This is a genomic window from Saccharopolyspora sp. ID03-671, assembly GCF_045278815.1.
In the GTDB taxonomy this organism is placed as follows: Bacteria; Actinomycetota; Actinomycetes; order Mycobacteriales; family Pseudonocardiaceae; genus Saccharopolyspora; species Saccharopolyspora ipomoeae.
The window spans coordinates 1306774-1326070 of sequence record NZ_CP134054.1; the positions used below are offsets into that span (position 1 = coordinate 1306774).

General features: G+C 70.8%; 20 protein-coding genes. 15 read left to right on the plus strand and 5 right to left on the minus strand.

From position 1 onward, the window contains the following. The first annotated feature begins 176 nt into the window (after window positions 1-176). Complete coding sequence (locus REH65_RS06160) at window positions 177-1400, plus strand: cytochrome P450 (protein WP_406691652.1); 1224 nt, start codon at window positions 177-179, stop codon at window positions 1398-1400. 33 nt (window positions 1401-1433) lie between these two features. Next, window positions 1434-1628, plus strand: coding sequence for a ferredoxin (locus REH65_RS06165; RefSeq protein ID WP_406691653.1), 195 nt, complete (start codon window positions 1434-1436; stop codon window positions 1626-1628). A gap of 217 nt (window positions 1629-1845) precedes the next feature. Here the strand turns inward: REH65_RS06165 and REH65_RS06170 are convergent, their stop codons facing one another. Continuing rightward, entirely contained in the window at window positions 1846-2283 is a 438-nt protein-coding gene (locus tag REH65_RS06170; protein WP_281455669.1) for a MaoC family dehydratase, read from the minus strand. Continuing rightward, a complete protein-coding gene (locus REH65_RS06175) occupies window positions 2283-3515 on the minus strand; it encodes an MFS transporter (RefSeq protein WP_406691654.1) in 1233 nt (410 codons plus the stop codon). The genes REH65_RS06170 and REH65_RS06175 overlap by 1 nt, the downstream gene beginning before the upstream one ends. A gap of 63 nt (window positions 3516-3578) precedes the next feature. Between REH65_RS06175 and REH65_RS06180 the strand changes: the two genes are divergently transcribed. Continuing rightward, window positions 3579-4382: a maleylpyruvate isomerase family mycothiol-dependent enzyme gene (locus tag REH65_RS06180; protein ID WP_406691655.1), complete on the plus strand. Its 804-nt coding sequence runs from the start codon at window positions 3579-3581 to the stop codon at window positions 4380-4382. Between the two features lie 6 nt (window positions 4383-4388). Here REH65_RS06180 and REH65_RS06185 read toward each other — a convergent pair whose 3' ends face one another. The 3 genes from REH65_RS06185 to REH65_RS06195 all read right to left on the minus strand — a co-directional run bounded on the left by REH65_RS06185 (window position 4389) and on the right by REH65_RS06195 (window position 7109). Then, complete coding sequence (locus REH65_RS06185; RefSeq protein WP_281455758.1) at window positions 4389-4706, minus strand: L-rhamnose mutarotase; 318 nt, start codon at window positions 4704-4706, stop codon at window positions 4389-4391. Continuing rightward, window positions 4703-5908, minus strand: a complete 1206-nt coding sequence (locus REH65_RS06190; RefSeq protein ID WP_406691656.1) for an MFS transporter — start codon at window positions 5906-5908, stop codon at window positions 4703-4705. Before REH65_RS06190 ends, REH65_RS06185 begins: the two co-directional genes overlap by 4 nt. 208 nt (window positions 5909-6116) lie before the next feature. Further along, entirely contained in the window at window positions 6117-7109 is a 993-nt protein-coding gene (locus REH65_RS06195) for a LacI family DNA-binding transcriptional regulator (protein ID WP_406691657.1), read from the minus strand. Between the two features lie 130 nt (window positions 7110-7239). Between REH65_RS06195 and rhaI the strand changes: the two genes are divergently transcribed. The 12 genes from rhaI (at window position 7240) to REH65_RS06255 (ending at window position 19260) form a co-directional block, all read left to right on the plus strand. Beyond that, entirely contained in the window at window positions 7240-8406 is a 1167-nt protein-coding gene (gene rhaI, locus REH65_RS06200; RefSeq protein ID WP_406691658.1) for an L-rhamnose isomerase, read from the plus strand. A gap of 216 nt (window positions 8407-8622) precedes the next feature. Continuing rightward, complete coding sequence (locus tag REH65_RS06205) at window positions 8623-10665, plus strand: bifunctional aldolase/short-chain dehydrogenase (RefSeq protein ID WP_406691659.1); 2043 nt, start codon at window positions 8623-8625, stop codon at window positions 10663-10665. 10 nt (window positions 10666-10675) lie between these two features. Further along, on the plus strand, window positions 10676-12118 hold the full coding sequence (locus REH65_RS06210; protein ID WP_406691660.1) for a rhamnulokinase family protein: 1443 nt from the start codon (window positions 10676-10678) through the stop codon (window positions 12116-12118). A 371-nt stretch (window positions 12119-12489) separates the two neighbouring features. Next, on the plus strand, window positions 12490-12780 hold the full coding sequence (locus REH65_RS06215; RefSeq protein WP_406691661.1) for a hypothetical protein: 291 nt from the start codon (window positions 12490-12492) through the stop codon (window positions 12778-12780). Between the two features lie 85 nt (window positions 12781-12865). After that, a complete protein-coding gene (cynS, locus tag REH65_RS06220; RefSeq protein WP_406691662.1) occupies window positions 12866-13366 on the plus strand; it encodes a cyanase in 501 nt (166 codons plus the stop codon). Window positions 13367-13571: 205 nt separating this feature from the next. Beyond that, a complete protein-coding gene (locus REH65_RS06225; RefSeq protein ID WP_406691663.1) occupies window positions 13572-15125 on the plus strand; it encodes an alkaline phosphatase D family protein in 1554 nt (517 codons plus the stop codon). Between the two features lie 197 nt (window positions 15126-15322). After that, window positions 15323-15811 carry a SixA phosphatase family protein gene (locus tag REH65_RS06230; RefSeq protein WP_406691664.1) on the plus strand — a complete coding sequence of 163 codons (489 nt, stop codon included), beginning with the start codon at window positions 15323-15325 and terminating at the stop codon, window positions 15809-15811. Window positions 15812-15936: 125 nt separating this feature from the next. Next, complete coding sequence (locus REH65_RS06235) at window positions 15937-16740, plus strand: acyl-CoA thioesterase domain-containing protein (protein WP_406691665.1); 804 nt, start codon at window positions 15937-15939, stop codon at window positions 16738-16740. Between the two features lie 22 nt (window positions 16741-16762). Further along, window positions 16763-16858 carry an Imm1 family immunity protein gene (locus REH65_RS06240; protein WP_406691666.1) on the plus strand — a complete coding sequence of 32 codons (96 nt, stop codon included), beginning with the start codon at window positions 16763-16765 and terminating at the stop codon, window positions 16856-16858. 69 nt (window positions 16859-16927) lie between these two features. After that, on the plus strand, window positions 16928-17515 hold the full coding sequence (locus REH65_RS06245) for a cysteine hydrolase family protein (RefSeq protein WP_406691667.1): 588 nt from the start codon (window positions 16928-16930) through the stop codon (window positions 17513-17515). Window positions 17516-17522: 7 nt separating this feature from the next. Beyond that, window positions 17523-18431 (plus strand): GlxA family transcriptional regulator, encoded by a 909-nt coding sequence (locus tag REH65_RS06250; protein WP_406691668.1) that lies wholly within the window; start codon window positions 17523-17525, stop codon window positions 18429-18431. Between the two features lie 106 nt (window positions 18432-18537). Then, window positions 18538-19260 (plus strand): acetoacetate decarboxylase family protein, encoded by a 723-nt coding sequence (locus REH65_RS06255; RefSeq protein ID WP_406691669.1) that lies wholly within the window; start codon window positions 18538-18540, stop codon window positions 19258-19260. Window positions 19261-19297: the final 37 nt, after the last annotated feature.

Consider the following 19297-nt stretch of genomic DNA (forward strand, 5'->3'; position numbering starts at 1 on the left):
GCCGTGTTCCCCCGTGTGTGGCGGGTTCTGGCGCACCGCCGGGAGTCGCTCGCACTCGGGGAACCTCTCATCCATGTCCGGAGATGTCCCGGACACCCTAATTCAGTCAGTTGACTTAATCCAGTCGGCGGAGCTACTTTCGCAGTGGTACGACCAAAGTCACAAGGAAGGTCGGCATGACCAACACGCTGTCCTCGGCCGACGCGGCGGAGATCCCCGACTACCCGATGACGCGCGCCTCGGGCTGTCCGTTCGACCCGCCACCGCGCCTGAAAGCCCTCCAGGAGGAGACGCCGATCCACCGGGTCCGGCTGGCCGACGGCACGACGCCCTGGCTGGTGACCCGCTACGCCGACCAGCGCGCCGTGCTCGCCGACCCGCGCATCAGCTCGGACTCGGACAACCCCGGCTACCCGCGCGGCGTTCCCGCGCAGCCCGGCGGCTCGAAGATCAGCTTCATCCTGATGGACGACCCCGAGCACGCGCGCCAGCGCCGGATGGTGACCGCGCCGTTCACCGTCAAGCGCATCGAGGCGATGCGCCCGGCCGTGCAGAAGATCGTCGACGACCGGATCGACGAGATGCTGGCCGGCCCGAAGCCGGTCGACCTCGTCCAGGCCTTCGCGCTGCCGGTGCCGTCGCTGGTGATCTGCGAGCTGCTCGGAGTGCCCTACGCCGACCACGACTTCTTCCAGGACAACAGCAAGACCATCATCAACCGGGACTCCACCCCGGAGCAGCGCGCCGGGGCGCTGGCCAACCTCACCCGGTACCTCGACGACCTCGTCGGCCGCAAGCTCGAAACCCCCGCCGACGACCTGCTCTCCGGTCTCTGCGAACGGGTCGAGGCCGGTGAGCTGGAGCGCGCCGACGTCGCGCAGATGGGCGTGCTGCTGCTCATCGCCGGGCACGAGACCACGGCGAACATGATCGCCCTGGGCACGCTGGCACTGCTGGAGAACCCCGACCAGCTCGCGCTGCTGCGCGAGACCGACGACCCGAAGGTCGTTGCGGGCGCGGTCGAGGAGATGCTGCGCTACCTGCACATCACCCACAACGGGCGGCGCCGGGTCGCGTTGGAGGACATCGAGGTCGGCGGGCAGGTGATCCGCGCCGGTGAGGGCGTGATCCTGCCCAACGACATCGGCAACCGCGACCCGGAGGTCTTCGACGACCCCGACGCGCTGGACCTCACCCGCGACGCCCGCAAGCACGTCGCCTTCGGCTTCGGCGTGCACCAGTGCCTCGGGCAGCCACTGGCCCGGATGGAGTTGCAGGTCGTCTACAGCACGCTGTACAAGCGGATCCCGACGCTGCGCGCGGCCGCCGAGCTCGACGAGATCCCGTTCAAGCACAACGGTTCCGTCTACGGCGTCTCCGAACTGCCCGTCACCTGGTAATCCCGAACACCACCACGAAACGGACGAATTCCCATGAAGGTCACCATCGACCAGGACAAGTGCGTCGCCTCCGGCCAGTGCGTCATGGCCGCCGAGAACGTCTTCGACCAGCGCGACGAGGACGGCGTCGCGGTCCTCCTCACTGACTCCCCCGACCCCGCCGTCGCCGACGACGTCCACCACGCCGCCGCGGTCTGCCCCGCCCTCGCCATCACCGTCGAAGACTGACCCCGTGTCGAAAACCCCGGTTTTCACGCGACGAATGCTGCGGTTTTCGCGCGACGAAAACCGGGGTTTTCGACACAGGTGTCAAGAACTGCGATTTTCGCGGGGTCGAAAACCGCGGTTTTCGTCCCGATGAATGCTGCCTCGACGCGGTGGTTCTCGGAGGGGCGGTCTGCTCCGCTGCCTGTTCTGCGGGGTTTTCGGTGGGTCGTGCGCGGCGCTAGCTCGTCGAGCCGGGCATGGCCATCGTGTAGCAGACCGCCGTCCCCTCCAGCACCGTCGTGCCGTCGTCGCGGGTGACGGTCGTGGTGAGCTCGGTGATGGGCTTGTCGTCGCGGACCGCGTCGACCCGCACCCACCCGGTCAGCGTGTCGCCGGGCCTCGCAGGGGCGGTGAAGTTCCAGTTGACGTTGAGGAACACGGTGCCCGGACCGGGCAGCTTCTCAGCGACCACGGCGTTGAGCACCGCGCTGGTGATCCCGCCCTGCACGACGATCTCGCCGAACTGCGAGGACTCGGCCGCCTCGGCGTCGTAGTGCAGCGGGTTGCGGTCGCCGCTGATCTGGGTGAACAACCGGATGTCGGTCGGGCCGATGGTGCGGGACATCTCGGCGGTGTCGCCGACCTGGGGTTGGCCGTTCGGCCACGCGTCGCTCATCACGTCTCCCTCGTGCTTCCGGGCTCCCCGTCGGTGTTACCAGCACGGGCGGCGCGATTCCACTCACCGCGCCCGAGGCTGCGCATCGCGATCGCCCCGATGAACGGCCCCGGCGCCAGCAGCAGGAACGCGAACCGCCAGCCCGCGGCCGCGGCCAGCAACGGCACCAGCTGGATGCTCACCACCGTGAGCCCGAAACCGATCGCGGTCTGCGCCGTCAGCGCCGTGCCCACGAACCTCGGGTCGGCGGCCTCGCTCAACGACGTGGAGAACACCCCGGAATCGGCGATCACCGCCGCGCCCCACACCACGCAGAACACCACGAGCACCACCGGACCGGCGTCGAAGGCCAGCGGCGAGAAGGCGCAGCAGGCACCGCTGATCACCAGCGCGGTCACCGCCGCCGGGGACCGCCCGTAGCGGTCGGCGCCCCACCCGCCGAGCAGGCAGCCGATCGCGCCCGCGACGCCGATCGTGACGAACACGGTGATCCCGGTCGAGGCCGGCAGGCTCCGGCCCGCCCCGCTGGCCAGCAGGAAAGTCGGGATCCACGTCCACAGCGCGTAGAGCTCCCACATGTGGCCGAAGTAGCCGAGGTTGGCCAGCCGCGGCCCGCGCTCGGCGAACATCCGCAGCGCGTAGCGCGGGTTGTGCACCGCCGCCGAGGCCGCCAGATGCGGTCCCGGCCGCACCACCGTCACCGCCACCACCGCCCCGAGCAGCCCGGTGCCGGCGGCGGCGACGAGCACCGCCCGCCACGGCAGCTGCCCGAGCCCGCCGATGAGGTGCGGCAGCGCGGAACCGAGGGTGAGCGCCGCGATGAGCAGCCCCATCGCCAATCCCCTCCCCCGGCTGGGCGCCCAGGACGCCATGAGCTTCATGCCGACCGGGTACACCCCGGCCAGGCACGTGCCGGTGAGGAACCGCAGCGGGATCGCCGCCGCCATGCCGTCGACGAAGCCCGCGAGCAGCAGCGTCCACCCGGCGGCCAGGGCCGCGCTGGCGGCCAGCAGCAGGTTCGGGCGGATCCGGTCGGCGAGGTTGAGCAGCGACGACGCGAGGGCTCCGGCGACGAAGCCGAGCTGCACCGCCCCGGTCAGCCACACCGCCGCCGCGGAGCTGATCCCCCACTCCTCGCGGAGCGTGGGCACCACGGCCGAGACCGAGAACCACACCGCCAACCCGAAGACCTGGACCGCGGCGATGGCGCCGCGCTGCACACCCGAACGCATGACCCGCAGTCTGCCTCACCGCGACCGGTTGACCCGCCGGGTGCGGGGTGCTTGTGTCGGAGCGTGCTGGACAGGGAACGGATCGTCGGAGCGCTCGGCGCCGAGTGGAACGCGCTGGACGCGCTGCTCACCGGGCTCGGCGACGCGCAGTGGGAGAAGGACACGGCCCTGCCGGGCTGGCGGGTGCGCGACATCGCCGCGCACCTCATCGGCACCGAGCTGCTGCTCAGCGGGGAGCCGACGCCGGATTCCGGCAACGACGTGGCGTCCTACGCGCACGTGCGCAACGACATCGGCGCCCGCAACGAGCAGTACGTGGAGCACTTTCGGCAGCAGTCGCACGAAGCGGTGCTGGGGAAGTTCCGCGAGGTCACCGCTTCCCGGCTGGCGTCGCTGCGGGCGATGTCCGACGAGGAGTTCCACGCCCCGGCGCTGACCCCGGCCGGGCAGGACACCTACGCGCGGTTCATGCGGATCCGGGTGTTCGACTGCTGGATGCACGAGCAGGACCTCCGCGACGCCGTCGGCCTGCCCGGCGGGGAGACCGGCGCGCCCGTCGAGCTGTCGATCGACGAGATCACCACGGCACTGGGTTTCGTGGTCGGCAAGCGAGGTGCCGCGCCGGACGGGTCCAGCGTCACCTTCGACCTCGGTTCCCGCGTCCTGCACGTCGCGGTGGACGGGCGGGCGAAGGTCGTCGACTCGCTTCCGGGCGCGCCGACGGTGCGCATCACCATGCCCCTCGGGGTGTTCACCCGCCTCTGCGGCGGCCGGGTCGACCCCGAGAACGTCTTGGAATCAGCGTCTTTCGACGGTGACGAGGTGCTGGGCGAACGGATCGCCCGGCACCTCGCCTTCACCATCTAGGAGTTCTCAGTCGAGGTGGAAGACCTCTTCGATCGGCCGCATCGCCTCGTCCGGGGCGACGGTCGAGTCGAAGAGGTCGCCCATCCACTCCTGCCAGCGGGCGTTGACGTCGTGCTCGGCCATCGCGGCGCGGCAGGCGTCGAAGTCCTCGCACTCCAGGTAGCCGATGAGGGTGCCGTCCGGGCGCAGGAACAACGAGTAGTTGCGCCATCCCGTGTCCCGCAGGGCCTGCTGCATCTCCGGCCACACCGCGCGGTGCCGTTCCCGGTACTCGGCGACGCGGTCGGGTTTGACGTGCAGCACGAAGCAGATCCGCTGCGTCACTTCGCCCACCTCTGCTCCTGCTCGATCTCCTCCAGCGTCAGGCCCTCGGTCTTCGGGCCCCAGATGACGCCGATGACACCGCTGATCACGATGAACGCGGTCAGGATGTAGGCCAGGGTCTGGAACCCGGTGGCGGTGATGATCGGGACGAAGAAGCTCCAGAAGCCGAGCCCGATGCGCACCACCGCGAACATCAGGCCCTGCGCGGTGCTGCGGAGCTTGGTCGGGAACAGCTCGCCGGACCAGATCTGGAAGAAGTGCTGGGCGCCGAAACCACCGCCGATGCCGATGGCCACGATGTAGCCGAGCGCGGTGCCGAAGTTCAGCGGCAGCACCGCGAGCAGCAGCATGCCGCCCGCCTGAATCACGGTCGACAGCGCCAGCATCAGCCGCCGGTTGACCCGGTCGTTGAGCGGCATGAACACCAGCACGGTGAACACCGCGACCAGCAGGAAGTACAGGCACTGCAGGCCGACGCTGGCCGCGTCGCTCTGGTTGCCCAGCGCGGTGAGCAGGTAGGGCGTGTAGAAGCCGTTGGTGCCGGCGAAGAGGTTCCAGATGCCGTACATGCCGATGAGCATCAGCGAGAGCTTGAGCCCCTTGCCGGTCAGCAGCGGCCGCAGCGCGGCGCTCCACCTCACCGGCTGCGAGTCGGTGTTCTCCTGCTCCCAGCGGGCGGATTCGCCGATGCCGTGCCGCATCCACCAGGTGATCAGCGCGGCGAGGAACAGGCTCGCGAACAGCAGCCGCATGCCGAGCATGCCCAGCGGTTGCAGCAGCAGTCCCAGCGCCAGGGTGACGATCGGTCCGAGCGACCACAGGACCTGCGAGAGCCCGCCGAGCTTGCCGCGCTTGCGGGCCGGGGAGAACTCGGTGATCAGGCTCCAGGACGCCGGGATGTCGGCGCCGACGGCCAGGCCGACCAGGATGTAGCCGACGAACAGCATCCAGGTGTCGACGGCGAAGATCAGCCACAGCGTGCCGAACATGTACAGCAGCAGGTCGTAGGCGTAGATCTTCTTGCGCCCGTAGCGGTCGCAGATGTAGCCGCCGACCAGGGCGCCGACACCGGCGGAGATGGCGTTGGAGCTCAGGGCGCCGAGCAGGCCGACGGTGCTGTCACCGAGCCCGAAGGCGGTGACCCACACGCTCAGCGCCACGGAGCCGGCGACGATCGATCCGGCGTCGATGTAGCTGGCCATCGCGGCTACGAACGACCATTTCCAGTGCTGTGAGGGGGAGGCGTTCTCGCTCTGCTGAACCCCTGCAGCGGATGAAGTCATCGTTGTCCTTCATGCAGCTCGTCGAGTCGTCGGCGTCGGCCGCTCCCGAGCCGCTGACGCCGTTGAAACGTTTTATGTGGCGAGCACACTAGAGAGGCCCTCCACCCCCGTCAAGGGGCCGGTTGGCTCAGCGGAGGGGCAGCGAGGAGCGCCGGACGACGAGTTCCGGCTGGTAGACGACGTGCTCGTGGGAGTGGTCGGTCTCGCCGGATTCGCGCAGCAGCAGCTCGGCGGCGGTGCGGCCGAGGCGGCGGGCAGGGCGGCGCACCGAGGTCAGCGGGACGGCCGCGGCCGAGGCGAACTCGATGTCGTCGTAGCCGACCAGCGCGATGTCGTCGGGCACCCGCAGCCCGGCGGCGAACAGGGCCTGCAGCACGCCCAGCGCCAGCAGGTCGTTGGCGCAGAACACCGCGCTGGGCCGGTCCGGCATCCCGAGCAGCCGCGATCCGGCGTCGCGGCCGCCCGCGACGTCCATCGTCGGCACCTCCAGCACGGCGAGCTCGGCCGCCCGGGCGCCGCCGAGGCGGCGATCCCGGCACTGCGGCAGGTGGAGCGGCCCGGTCACGCAGGCGATGCGGTCGTGCCCGGCTCCGACGAGGTGACCGACCGCGAGCTCGCCGCCGACGACGTCGTCCACCGACACCGAGCAGGCACCGCCGTCGGCGCTGCCGTCGACGACGACGTGCGGAATCCCCTGCCGCGCCAGGACTTCCACGCTCCCCGCGGCGGCGGGGGCGATGAGCACGCCGCGCACCCGCTGCTCGGCGAACAGCGACAGGTACAGCGACTCGACCTCGGCGTCCTGGCCGCTGCTGCACTGCATCACGCCGAGCCCGCGCGCGGTGGCGATCTCCTCGGCGCCGTGGGCGACCTCGGCGAAGAACGGGTTGGTCATGTCCAGCGCGAGCATCGCGATCATCCGGCTGCTGCCGGCCCGCAGGTGCCGGGCGGATTCGCTGCGGACGTAGCCGAGCGCGTCGATGGCGGCCAGCACGCGGTCGCGGGTGCTCGCGGCGACGCGGTCGGGGCGGTTGACGACGTTGGAGACGGTGCCGATGGAGACCCCGGCGCGCTCGGCGACCTCCTTGATGCTGACGCGGCCGTGCTCGTTGGTGGTCACCCGTTGTCCCCGACTTGTTGACTCGTGCTCCGTCCGCAGCTTACGCTACAGCGGCGTTTAAAACGTTTCAATCACTCGCCGCCGGCGTTGCGGCGACCTCACCGCCCCGCGATGCGCACTGGAGCCGACGATGCCCGACCGGAAGACCATCACTGCGGCGCTGAAGAACCAGCGGATCGAAACCCCCTCCTGGGCCTACGGGAACTCCGGGACGCGGTTCAAGACCTTCCTGCAGGAGGGGATTCCGCGCGACCCGTTCGAGAAGCTCGACGACGCCGCCCAGGTGCACGCCTTCACCGGCGTGGCGCCCAGCGTCGCGCTGCACATCCCCTGGGACCGCGTCGACGACTACTCCGCCCTGGGCGAGCACGCGGCCTCGCTCGGGCTGAAGCTGGGCGCGATCAACCCGAACACGTTCCAGGAGGACGAGTACCGGCTCGGCAGCATCTGCAACCCCGACCCGGCGGTGCGCGAGAAGGCGCAGCGACACCTGCTGGAGTGCGTCGACATCATGGACGTCACCGGGTCCGACGCGCTGAGCCTGTGGTTCGCCGACGGCCTCAACTACCCCGGCCAGGACTCCCTCGCCGAGCGCCAGCAGCGGCTCTCCGAAGCGCTGCGCGTCGCCTACGACCGGCTCGGCCCGGACCAGCGGATGCTGCTGGAGTACAAGTTCTTCGAGCCCGCCTTCTACGCCACCGACGTCCCGGACTGGGGCACCTCCTACGCGCACTGCCTGGACCTGGGCGAGCGCGCGCAGGTGCTGGTCGACACCGGGCATCACGCGCCGGGCACCAACATCGAGTTCATCGTGGCGTTCCTGCTCGGGCGCGGACGGCTCGGCGGGTTCCACTTCAACAGCCGCTTCTACGCCGACGACGACCTGATGGTCGGCGCCGCCGACCCGTTCCAGCTGTTCCGGATCATGCACGAGATCGTGCGCGCCGGAGCGCTGGAGGACTCGGCGAACGTGGCGTTCATGCTCGACCAGTGCCACAACCTGGAGCCGAAGATCCCGGCCCTGATCCGCTCGGTGCTCAACGTCCAGGAGGCCACCGCCAAGGCCCTGCTGGTCGACGGCGACGCCCTGGCCGAGGCGCAGCGCGACGGCGACGTCCTGGGGGCCAACGCGGTCCTGATGGACGCCTACAACACCGACGTCCGCCCGCTGCTGGCCGAGGTCCGCGAGGACATGGGCATCGACCCCGACCCGATCGCGGCCTACCACCGCTCCGGCTACGCCGAGAAGATCATCGCCTCCCGCAAGGACGGCACCCCCGCGGGCTGGGGCGCCTGACCGACACCCTCCCTCGGAGGGGAACGACAGTTTTCATGAAAACCTCCCGCCCCCGGGGAAATGACAGTTTTCATGAAAACGTCCCCCTCTCTGAGAACGAGAGTGTTCGCGTACACCTCCCTCACCTCGAAAGACGGTGGTCTTCGTGAGATTTTCCCTGTTTCTGGGGTGAGGACGGTTTTCATGAAAACTTCCCGACGCACCGAGAGGTTCACGATGAGCTCGACGCATCCCGAAGTGGCTGCGCTGCTTGCCCGTTCGCACGAGCTGGGCGCCGATCCCCGCAACACCAACTACGCCGGCGGCAACGCGTCCGCCAAGGGCACCGACACCGATCCCGTGACCGGCGGGGACGTTCCGCTGATGTGGGTCAAGGGTTCCGGCGGTGACCTGGGGACGCTGACCGAGGCCGGGCTGGCGGTGCTGCGGCTGGACCGGCTGCGCGCGCTGGTCGACGTCTACCCCGGCGTGGACCGCGAGGACGAGATGGTCGGCGCGTTCGACTACTGCTCGCACGGCAAGGGCGGCGCGGCGCCGTCCATCGACACCGCCATGCACGGGCTGGTCGACGCCGCCCACATCGACCACCTGCACCCCGACGCCGGGATCGCGCTGGCCACCGCCGCCGACGGCGAAGCGCTGACCGCCGAGTGCTTCGGCGACCAGGTCGCGTGGGTGCCGTGGCGTCGGCCCGGTTTCCAGCTGGGCCTGGACATCGCCGCCATCAAGGAGGCGAACCCGCAGGCCATCGGCGTGATCCTGGGCGGGCACGGCATCACCGCGTGGGGCGCGAGCAGCGAGGAGTGCCGGCGCAACTCGCTGCACATCATCCGCACCGCGGAGAAGTTCCTCGCCGAGCGCGGCAAGCCCGAGCCGTTCGGGCCGGTCGTCGCCGGGTTCGAGCCGCTGCCGGAGGACCGGCGCAGGCGCCGGGCCGCCGAGCTCGCCCCGGTCATCCGCGGCCTGGCCTCCACCGACCGGCCGCAGATCGGGCACTTCGACGACGCGCCGGAGGTCCTGGAGTTCCTGGCGCGCGAGAAGCACCCGCAGCTGGCCGCCCTGGGCACCTCGTGCCCGGACCACTTCCTGCGCACCAAGGTCCGCCCGCTGGTGCTCGACCTCAAGCCCGACGCCGGGCTCGACGAGGTCGTCGCCCGCCTGAAGGAGCTGCACGAGCGCTACCGCGAGGACTACCGCGCCTACTACGACCGCTTCGCCGACGCCGATTCCCCCGCTCTGCGCGGAGCGGACCCGGCGATCGTGCTGGTCCCTGGCATCGGCATGTTCTCCTTCGGCAAGGACAAGCAGACCGCGCGGGTGGCCGCGGAGTTCTACCGCAACGCGATCAACGTGATGCGCGGTGCCGAGGCCGTCTCCACCTACGAGCCGATCGACGAGTCGGAGAAGTTCCGCATCGAGTACTGGGCGCTGGAGGAGGCCAAGCTCGCGCGGATGCCGAAGCCCAAGCCGCTGGCGACCCGCGTCGCGCTGGTCACCGGAGCCGGTTCGGGCATCGGGAAGGCCACCGCGCAACGGCTTTCGGCCGAGGGCGCGTGCGTGGTGCTGGCCGATCTCGACCTCGACAACGCCCAGGCGGTGGCCGACGAGCTCGGCGGCCCGGACAAGGCCGTGGCGGTGCGCGTCGACGTCACCGACGAGGAGCAGATCGCCGAGGCGTTCCGCGCCGCGTCGCTGGCGTTCGGCGGCGTGGACCTGGTGGTCAACAACGCCGGGCTGTCGATCTCGAAGCCGCTGCTGGAGACCACGGTCGCCGACTGGGACCTGCAGCACGACGTGATGGCGCGCGGCTCGTTCCTGGCGTCGCGGGAGGCCGCGCGGGTGATGATCGCCCAGGGCATGGGCGGTGACGTCGTCTACATCGCCAGCAAGAACTCGGTGTTCGCGGGCCCGAACAACGTCGCCTACGGGGCGACGAAGGCCGACCAGGCGCACCAGGTGCGGTTGCTCGCGGCCGAGCTGGGCGAGCACGGCATCCGCGTCAACGGCGTCAACCCCGACGGGGTGGTGCGCGGTTCCGGCATCTTCGCCGGCGGCTGGGGCGCGCAGCGCGCGAAGGTCTACGGCGTGGCGGAGGACGAGCTCGGCGAGTTCTACGCCCAGCGCACGCTCCTGAAGCGCGAGGTGCTGCCCGAGCACGTGGCGGCGGCGGTGTTCGCGCTGGTGGGCGGCGATCTCACGCACACCACGGGTCTGCACGTGCCGGTCGACGCGGGTGTGGCCGCGGCGTTCCTGCGCTGAGGGAGGGCGGATGACGACGGAGTCGCCGACGTTCGCGGCGGTGGACCTGGGTGCCTCCAGCGGGCGGGTCGTCCTCGGACGGCTCGCCGCCGGGCGGCTGGAGACCCGCGAGGTGCACCGGTTCGCCAACGGCCCGGTCCCGCTGCCCGACGGGCTGCACTGGGACGCGGTCGGGCTGTTCCGGGAGGTGCTGGCCGGGCTGCGCCGGGCCGGTGAGCCGGTGTCGGTCGGGGTGGATTCCTGGGCGGTGGACTACGGGCTGATCGACGCCGCGGGGTCGCTGCTGGGCGAGCCGTTCCACTACCGGGATTCGCGCACCGACACCGTCGCGGAGTCCTTCGCGGACTCGTTCGGCGCTCCGGAGTTGTTCTCCCGCAACGGTTTGCAGTTCCTGCCGTTCAACACGATCTTCCAGCTGGCCGCGTCGGAGGGCGCGGCGCTGGAAGCGGCGGAGACGCTGCTGCTGATCCCGGACCTGATCGGGTACTGGCTTACCGGGCAGGTGGGTGCGGAGCTGACCAACGCCTCCACCACCGGCCTGCTCGACGCCCGCAGCCACGAGTGGTCGCCGGAGCTGGCGCGGGCGGCGGGCATCGACCCGTCGCTGCTGCCCGCGCTGCGCAGGCCGGGTGACGTCGTGGGCGAGCTGCTGCCGCGGGTGGCCGCGGAGACCGGCCTGCCCGGCACGTCGGTGGTGGCGGTGGGGTCGCACGACACGGCCTCGGCGGTGGTCGGGGTGCCCGCGCGGACCCCGAACTTCGCCTACGTGTGCACCGGGACGTGGTCGCTGACGGGTCTGGAGCTGCCCGCTCCGGTGCTCACCGAACAGGCGCGTCGGGCGAACTTCACCAACGAGCTCGGCGTCGACGGCACGGTCCGCTTCCTGCGCAACATCATGGGCCTGTGGCTGCTCCAGGAGAGCCTCCGCACGTGGGGCTTGACCTCGGACGATCTCCCGGGCCTGCTCGCCGAGGCGGCCGCCGCGGAACCGCTGCGGGCGGTCGTCGACGCCGAGGACACCCGGTTCCTGGCCCCCGGCGACATGCCGGCCCGCATCGCCCAGGCGTGTCGCGACACCGATCAACCGGTGCCCGACACGCGCGGCGCGGTGGTCCGCTGCGTCCTGGAGAGCCTCGCCCTGGCCCACCGCCGAGCCATCCGCGAGGCGGCCGAGCTCTCGGGCCGCGACGTCGACGTCGTCCACCTCGTCGGAGGCGGAGCCCGCAACGAGCTGCTGTGCCAGCTCACCGCCGACGCCCTGGGCACCCCGGTCGTCGCGGGCCCGGTCGAAGCCACCGCCACCGGAAACCTCCTCGTCCAAGCCAGAACCGCGGGCCAGGTGGCCGATCTCGCCGAGCTCCGCGAGATCACCGCCCGCTCCGACGCCCTGACCCGCTACGACCCCCGGAACCCGTCGGTCGCCTGGGACGAGGCCGAACGCCGGCTCAGGTGACGAGCTCCCCGGCGAGGGCGATCGTCGAGCTCCCCCGCGGCGGTTCCGGGCGGGGTGGCGCGCAACGCGATCCGGCGAGGAGGATCTTGCGACCGGGCCGGGGTGCGGCGGGCACGCCGACGACGACGTGACACCTCCGGGTAGGACGCCCCGTGGTGCAGTTGGCAGTACCGGAACCCGGATTACGGCCGTTTTCGAGCACCGGAATACGGCCGTAATCCCGTGCCACCGGGGGTCCGGCCGTTCCGGCGCTTCCTCCGGTGGGCGGGTCGGGTGGTGGGGGACTTTCGGCCGGTCCCGGCGGTCCGGGTGGGCGCGAGACTCGTCTTGTCCGAGTGCCGCGCGAACGCCAGGAGGCGGGGACCATGCGCATGCTCATCAGGATCAGGCCCGACCTGCGGACCGCCAACAGCGCGATCGCGGACGGTTCGATGCAGAAGGCGTTGCAACGGGCTCACGAGCAGCTCAAGCCCGAGGCCTCCTACTTCCTGCCGCAGGACGGCAAGCGGACTGCGCTGTTCATCTGCGATCTGCAGGACGAGTCGCAGCTCGTGGGGATGCTCGACCAGTTCTTCTCCCACCTCGAGGCGCAGGTGGACGTCTACCCGGTGATGACCTTCGACGACCTCCGCGCGGGGTTCGCCCAGCTCGACGGGCGGTGACCGCGACCGTCCCGCGCCCCGCCGCACCGACGGGGCGCGGCGACGTGCGTAGCGGTCCGGAAAAACCCAGGTAAACCGGCCGGTGATGGGCGTCCCGGTGTGGCAGGGTCGGGGTTTCGGAGTCGACCTGGAGGGCGCGGAGATGGTGAGCAAGCAGGAGGCGGCTGCGGCGGTGCGGGCGGCCAAGGGGGCGCTCGGCATCAGCTGGGCGCAGCTGGCCGAGGCCGTCGGGCGGCCCGTCGCGTGGACCACGAGCGCGCTGCTCGGCCAGCAGCCCATGAGCGAGGCCGAGGCCGACGCGGCGGCGAACCTGCTGGACCTGGATGCGGAGGTGACCGCGGCGCTGCGCCTCCAACCCACCCGGGGCGCGCTCGACGACGTCGTGCCCACCGATCCGACGATCTACCGGTTCTACGAGATCGTGCAGGTCTACGGCCCGACGCTCAAGGAACTCATCCACGAGGAGTTCGGCGACGGCATCATGAGCGCCATCAACTTCCGCTTCGACGTCCAGCGGGTCCCCGACCCCGCAGGCGACCGGGTGGTGGTCACCCTCGACGGGAAGTTCCTGCCCTACCAGTGGTGAGCCCGTCTTCGAGGTCGCGGGAGCGCGCGGTCCGCTCCGGTGCCCGAGACGTCCCGGCCCAACACCGCTGGCGCGCGGCGAAGTTCGCGCGGGTCCACTTCGGTTGGCGGAAGAGTCCGTTCTGAGTCCGCCCGGCGTTCGCCAGGACGTCACCTGCGCTCCATAGCGTCGGATCTTCCCGAAACCGACGCGAAAGAGGTGGACCGTGCACTCCCACCGCCCCAACCGACGCCAGGTCCTGCTGGCCGGATCCGCCGCTCTCGGCGCCGCCGCCCTGGGCACCTCCGGCCTGGCGAGCGCCGCCGGTGCCGGCGCGAGCCGGATCCGCGAGCCGTTCCAGCTGGGCATCGCCTCCGGCGATCCGCTGCCGGACGGCGTGGTGCTGTGGACCCGATTAGCCCCCGAGCCGCTGTCCGAGGACGGGTTCGGCGGCATGCCCGACCAGATCGTCCCGGTGCAGTGGCAGGTGGCCGCCGACGAGCGGTTCAGCAAGATCGTCGCCGAGGGCACCGAGCAGGCCGAGCGCGCCTCCGCGCACTCGGTGCACGCCGAGGTCTCGGGCCTGCAGCCGGGCGCCGAGTACTTCTACCGGTTCCGCGCCGGTGACGAGCTCAGCCCGGTGGGCCGCACCAAGACCGCCCCGGCGCCGGGCGCGAGCCCGGAGAAGTTCTCGTTCGCCTTCGCCAGCTGTCAGAACTACCCCGCCGGGCTCTACACCGCCTACCAGCACATGGCCGAGGAGGACCTGGACCTGGTGGCGTTCCTCGGCGACTACATCTACGAGAGCGGCGGCACCAGTGCGATCGGGCGCGCTCACGTGCCCGCGCACGAGATCATGAACCTGGCCGATTACCGCACCCGGCTCGGCCAGTACAAGACCGACGAGCACCTGCAGGCCGCGCACGCCGCGTTCCCGTGGGCCGTGGTCTTCGACGACCACGAGGTGGAGAACAACTGGGCAGGTGACATCTCGCAGCCCGACACCGAACCCGACCAGGACCCGGCGGTGTTCCGGCAGCGCCGCGCCCAGGCGTTCCAGGCCTACTACGAGCACATGCCGCTGCGCCGGGCCCAGCGCCCGGACGGCCCGGACATCCGCATCCACCGCCGCCTGACCTTCGGCGACCTGGTGGACGTGCACCTGCTCGACACCCGCCAGTACCGCGACGACCAGGAGGTCCCGCCGGAGCAGGTCGACGACCCGGAGCGCACCATCCTCGGCGCCGAGCAGCGGAAGTGGTTGCTGGACAACCTCTCCGGCTCGACCGCTCGCTGGAACGTGCTGGCGCAGCAGGTGTTCTTCAGCCGGCGCGACTTCACCGAGGGCGACGAGGACTCCTTCAGCGACGACGCCTGGGACAACTACCCGGCCGAGCGCAACCGGATCCGGGACCAGCTGGCGAACGTCTCGAACCCCGTGGTCATCACCGGCGACGTGCACGCCAACTACGCAGCCGACATCAAGGCCGACTTCGAGGACCCGGACTCGGCGACGGTCGGCGTGGAGCTGGTGGGCACCTCGATCTCCTCCGGTGGCAACGGTTCCGACCAGAACGCCGGTGACGCGGTGCAGCTGAAGGAGAACCCGCACATCAAGTTCATCAACCGGCAGCGCGGCTACGTCCGCAACACCCTCACCCGCGACGCCTGGACCGCCGACTTCCGCGTCGTCGACCAGGTCACCACCCCCGGCCCTGACATCTCCGACCGCGCCACCTTCACCATCCGCAACGGCGAGCCCGGTCTGATCGAGGGCTGAGCCCGGCGAAGGCGCCCCGGCACCCGGGGCGCCTTCCGTCCCTCCACAGTGGATCGGGGAGGTGGCCGGTCCGAACGGTCGGCCAACGGGCGGTGAAGACCCGCTACCTGCGGACATCGTCGCGCTTCCGCGGCGCGGGGGCGGCGGGCCGTTGGGTACTGTGGTGCGGATTCAACGACGAGCTCGTAGGACGTGAGATGACGAACGCGCGGCGGAAGCTGATCCTCATCCGGCACGCGAAGTCGGCGCACCCGGAGGGCGTGGAGGACTTCGATCGCCCGCTGGGCGAGCGGGGCCGACGCGACGCCCCCGCGGTGGGTCGCTGGCTGCGGGAGAACGCCTACGCCATCGAGGCGGTGCGCTGCTCCCCCGCCCTGCGCACCCGGCAGACCTGGGAGCTGGCCGGCGCCCACATCCCGGCCGAACCGCAGGTCAGCTACGACGATCGCCTCTACGGCGGCACCGCGCACCAGCTGCTGAGCATCGTCCGCGAGATGCCGGTGACCGCGATGACGACCGTGATCGTCGGCCACAACCCCGGTCTGGAGGACCTGGTCCACCTGCTGACCGGCGAGTCGGTCGAGCTCAAGACCTCGGCGGTGGCGCTGCTCAGCAGCGAGCGCGGCTGGGCCGACGCCGACGAGTCCTGGACCTGCGCGTCCACGTTCGCCAAGCCCCGCGGCTGAACCCGTGTGAGCACCACCACCGCACCGATCCAGAACCCCGGGTGACCACCCGTTCGACCTCGGCCCGGACCAGCGCGCGAGGCAGGCGCCCGGACCTCCGGGAATCGGCGTTCTAGACTCCGCGCATGGTCGACATGCCTGGTGAACCGTTCTTCCGCCCCGACGGGGACCTGCTGGTCCCGGCCCCGCACGCGAGCAGCCCGTGGTCGGACCAGATGATGCACGGCCGGTTGTTCGGCGGCCTGCTGGCGCGAGCCCTGGAGGTCGAGCACGGCGCGGAGGAGTTCCGGTTCGCGCGCCTGACCATCGACCTGTTCCGCAGCGCCACGCTCGATCCGGTCCGGGTCGAAACGCAGCGCGTCCGCGACGGCCGCCGCATCCGCGTCGCCGACGCCACCGTCTACCAGGGCGAGAAGGCCGTCGCCCGGGCCAGTTCGGTCCAGCTCCGCGCGGGCGAGCAGCCGGAGGGCGAGGTCCCCACCACGCAGCCGTGGTCGATGCCCGAGGTCACCGAGCTCGGCACGCCCCAATCCCCGCCCGGCAAGTGGGAGGCGCCGTTCGACATCTGGATGGTCGACGATTCCGGCGCCCTGACCGACTGGTCGCAGGCGGGCGCTCGCCGCGCGTGGCTGCGCGACACCCACGACCTGGTCAAGGGCGAGTCGATGAGCCCGTTCGTCCGCACGGCCACCGCCGCGGACTTCGCCAGCCCGCTGGCCAACATGCCCGAGGGCGGCGACCTCGGCTTCATCAACGCCGACTACACCCTGACGCTGAGCCGCATGCCCGTCGCCCCGGAGATCGGCATGGAGGCCACCGGCCACCTCAGCGACACGGGCATCGCCACGGCCTCCACCACGTTCCACGACGCCGAAGGCCCGTTCGGCTACTGCAACGTCACCGCAGTCGCCACCCCACCGATGTCCTGATCCGTGGGTGGGGGAAGTTTTCATGAAGACTTCGAAGGTCCGCGAGGCTGTGAGCGAGTTCTGCCGTACCGGGGCGCGTCCTGATTGCGTAGCTTGGCAGCCCGCCCGCTGGTACTGACCGGATCGTGAGTCGTCCTGACGTGATCGTGCCTTCCGGTTCGGTGGAGACCGGCCCAGGATGGGCGGCGTGAACAGAGCGCTTCTCGTTGTTGATGTCCAGGAGTCCTTCCGTCAGCACCCGCTGTGGCGGGCCATCTCGAACCCCGGTATCGCCGAGTCGGTTTCGCGGCTCGTCGAGCACGCTCGGGCCGAGGGCGATCTCGTCGTGTGGTTGCTGCACAGCGAACCGGGCACGGCCGGGGTCTTCGACCCGGTGAACGGGCACGTGCGGTTGATGGGCGGGCTCGTTCCCGACGACGCCGAACCGACCGTCGTCAAGACCTCGCACAACGCCTTCACCAGCACGAACCTGGATCAGACCCTCACCCGCCGGGGAATCCGCGAACTCACCGTGTGCGGCATCCGGACCGAGCAGTGCTGCGAGACGACGACCCGCGTCGCCTCCGACCTCGGCTACGACGTCTCGTTCGTCACCGACGCGACGGCGACGAACCCGGTGGGCCACCGGAACGCTCCCGCCGACCGGAGCGTCGAGGAGCTGCTGGCCGATCCGCGCACGCTGCACCCCGCGGAGATCATCGCGCGCACGGAGTACGCGCTGGCCGGGCGGTTCGCTTCGATCCGCACGATCACCGAGATGACCGGCGTAGGCTGACCGGATCGTGAGTCGTGTCGTCTTCCTGCTGCTGCCCGGGCTGCACCTGCTGGACCTGGCCGGTCCGGCGCAGGTGTTCTCGACCGCTGCCGAATTCGGGCACGAATACGAGCTCCACTACGTCTGCCAGCACGACGAGGTGGTCAGCGCGCAGGGACTTCCGCTGCGCGCTGACACCACCTGGCCCGAGCTGACGGCCGACGACCTGGTGCTGGTCCCGGGTTCTCGCGTCCCCGAGCCTCCCCGGTGGCCGCGCCTGCACGCCGCCACCGCGCACAAGCTGCGGGAGCATCACGCCGCCGGTGGCGCGGTCGCGAGCGTGTGCTCGGGTGCCGACGTCCTCGGGCAGGCGCGACTCCTCGACGGCCGGCGCTGCACCACCCACCACGATCTGCAGGACGAGCTCGCGCGCCGCTACCCGGCCTCGACGGTCGTGCGCGACGTGCTGTTCGTGTCCGACGACCGGGTCGTGACCTCGGCCGGCATCGCGAGCGGCATCGACCTGGCCCTGCACCTGCTGGCCGATGCGCACGGCCCCGGCGAGGCCGCGCGGGTGGCCCGGGCGATGGTCGTCTACGCCCGCCGCAACGGCGACGACCAGCAGGCCAGCGCGATGCTGCGGCACCGGTCGCACCTCGACGACGCCGTGCACCGGGCGCAGGACATCATCGACGCCCGCTTCACCGAGCCCCTGCCGCTGAGCGAGCTCGCCGCCGTCATCGGGGTCAGCGAGCGCACCCTCACCCGCTCGTTCACGCACGCCACGGGCCTGACTCCCCTGCGCTACCAGCAGATCCTCCGCCTGGAGCGGGCCGATCACCTGCTGGGTCGGGGCACCACCGCCGAATCCGCCGCGCGCGCCGTCGGATTCGCCGACGCGCGCATGCTGCGGCGGATCCGCGAGCGCGAGGCGTGATCGGGCTCTTGACTCTGGACATACACAAAACCATTATCTGTATGACTGTCGCCTCGGTGATGGTGGTCCGGAGACGTACCCGCGCGTAGGGAGAGGGCTGGTCAGCGTGCACGAGAAGCCCCTCCCGGAGTCCGTGCACGTGGTGCGTGGTGAGCAGGTGCGGATGCCGGTCGAGGTGCGCGCGGCGACCGGCATCACCGCTCAGTTCCTGCTGCCCGCCGGACCCGCGCGCGAGACCCTGGCCGCCGCCGGGCTGGAACCGGTGACGCCGCTGCCGGGGCGGATTCCCGCGACGCTGGGCTTCATGCACTACCTCGACGGCGACCTGGGCGTCTACCACGAGTTCCTGGTGGCGCTGATGTGCAGGCAGCCGGGCGTGCGCGGTTCGACCGGGGTGTTCATCCACTGGCTGCCGGTCGACGAGCTGTTCACCTGCGAGGCCGGTCAGACCATCTGGGGCTTCCCCAAGGAGATCGCCGCCATCGACGTCACCACCCACGGCCGGCGCACCCGCTGCGAGGTGCGGCTGAACGATCGCGCGGTCGTCGCGATGGAGTTCGCGCGCGGCGTCCCGGCACCCTCGGCGATGGGCGCGATGACCCTCGACGCCTACACCCACCGCGACGGCGTGCTGCGGCGAACCCCGTGGACGATGCGCGCCGGCGGCACCCGGATGCGCCCCGGCGGGGCGCGGATCGAACTCGGCGACCACCCGATCAGCGACGATCTGCGGCGACTCGAACTACCCCGAAAAGCCCTGTTCACCAACCACATCGGCGAGCTGACGATGCGGTTCGACGACGCAACACCCATTTCCAGCCGGTCGTGATCACGCGCACCGGAGCAGTCAACGGCGACCACTGGAG

What these genes read in the sequence shown, in the direction of transcription:
- REH65_RS06235 (WP_406691665.1), top strand. Translation starts at nt 15,937, where the DNA reads ATGGTCGACATGCCTGGTGAACCGTTCTTCCGCCCCGACGGGGACCTG.
- REH65_RS06160 (WP_406691652.1), top strand. Translation starts at nt 177, where the DNA reads ATGACCAACACGCTGTCCTCGGCCGACGCGGCGGAGATCCCCGACTAC.
- REH65_RS06170 (WP_281455669.1), bottom strand. Translation starts at nt 2,283, where the DNA reads ATGAGCGACGCGTGGCCGAACGGCCAACCCCAGGTCGGCGACACCGCC.
- cynS (WP_406691662.1), top strand. Translation starts at nt 12,866, where the DNA reads ATGGGCGTCCCGGTGTGGCAGGGTCGGGGTTTCGGAGTCGACCTGGAG.
- REH65_RS06190 (WP_406691656.1), bottom strand. Translation starts at nt 5,908, where the DNA reads ATGGCCAGCTACATCGACGCCGGATCGATCGTCGCCGGCTCCGTGGCG.
- REH65_RS06230 (WP_406691664.1), top strand. Translation starts at nt 15,323, where the DNA reads ATGACGAACGCGCGGCGGAAGCTGATCCTCATCCGGCACGCGAAGTCG.
- REH65_RS06175 (WP_406691654.1), bottom strand. Translation starts at nt 3,515, where the DNA reads ATGCGTTCGGGTGTGCAGCGCGGCGCCATCGCCGCGGTCCAGGTCTTC.
- REH65_RS06215 (WP_406691661.1), top strand. Translation starts at nt 12,490, where the DNA reads ATGCTCATCAGGATCAGGCCCGACCTGCGGACCGCCAACAGCGCGATC.
- rhaI (WP_406691658.1), top strand. Translation starts at nt 7,240, where the DNA reads ATGCCCGACCGGAAGACCATCACTGCGGCGCTGAAGAACCAGCGGATC.
- REH65_RS06205 (WP_406691659.1), top strand. Translation starts at nt 8,623, where the DNA reads ATGAGCTCGACGCATCCCGAAGTGGCTGCGCTGCTTGCCCGTTCGCAC.
- REH65_RS06240 (WP_406691666.1), top strand. Translation starts at nt 16,763, where the DNA reads ATGAAGACTTCGAAGGTCCGCGAGGCTGTGAGCGAGTTCTGCCGTACC.
- REH65_RS06165 (WP_406691653.1), top strand. Translation starts at nt 1,434, where the DNA reads ATGAAGGTCACCATCGACCAGGACAAGTGCGTCGCCTCCGGCCAGTGC.
- REH65_RS06210 (WP_406691660.1), top strand. Translation starts at nt 10,676, where the DNA reads ATGACGACGGAGTCGCCGACGTTCGCGGCGGTGGACCTGGGTGCCTCC.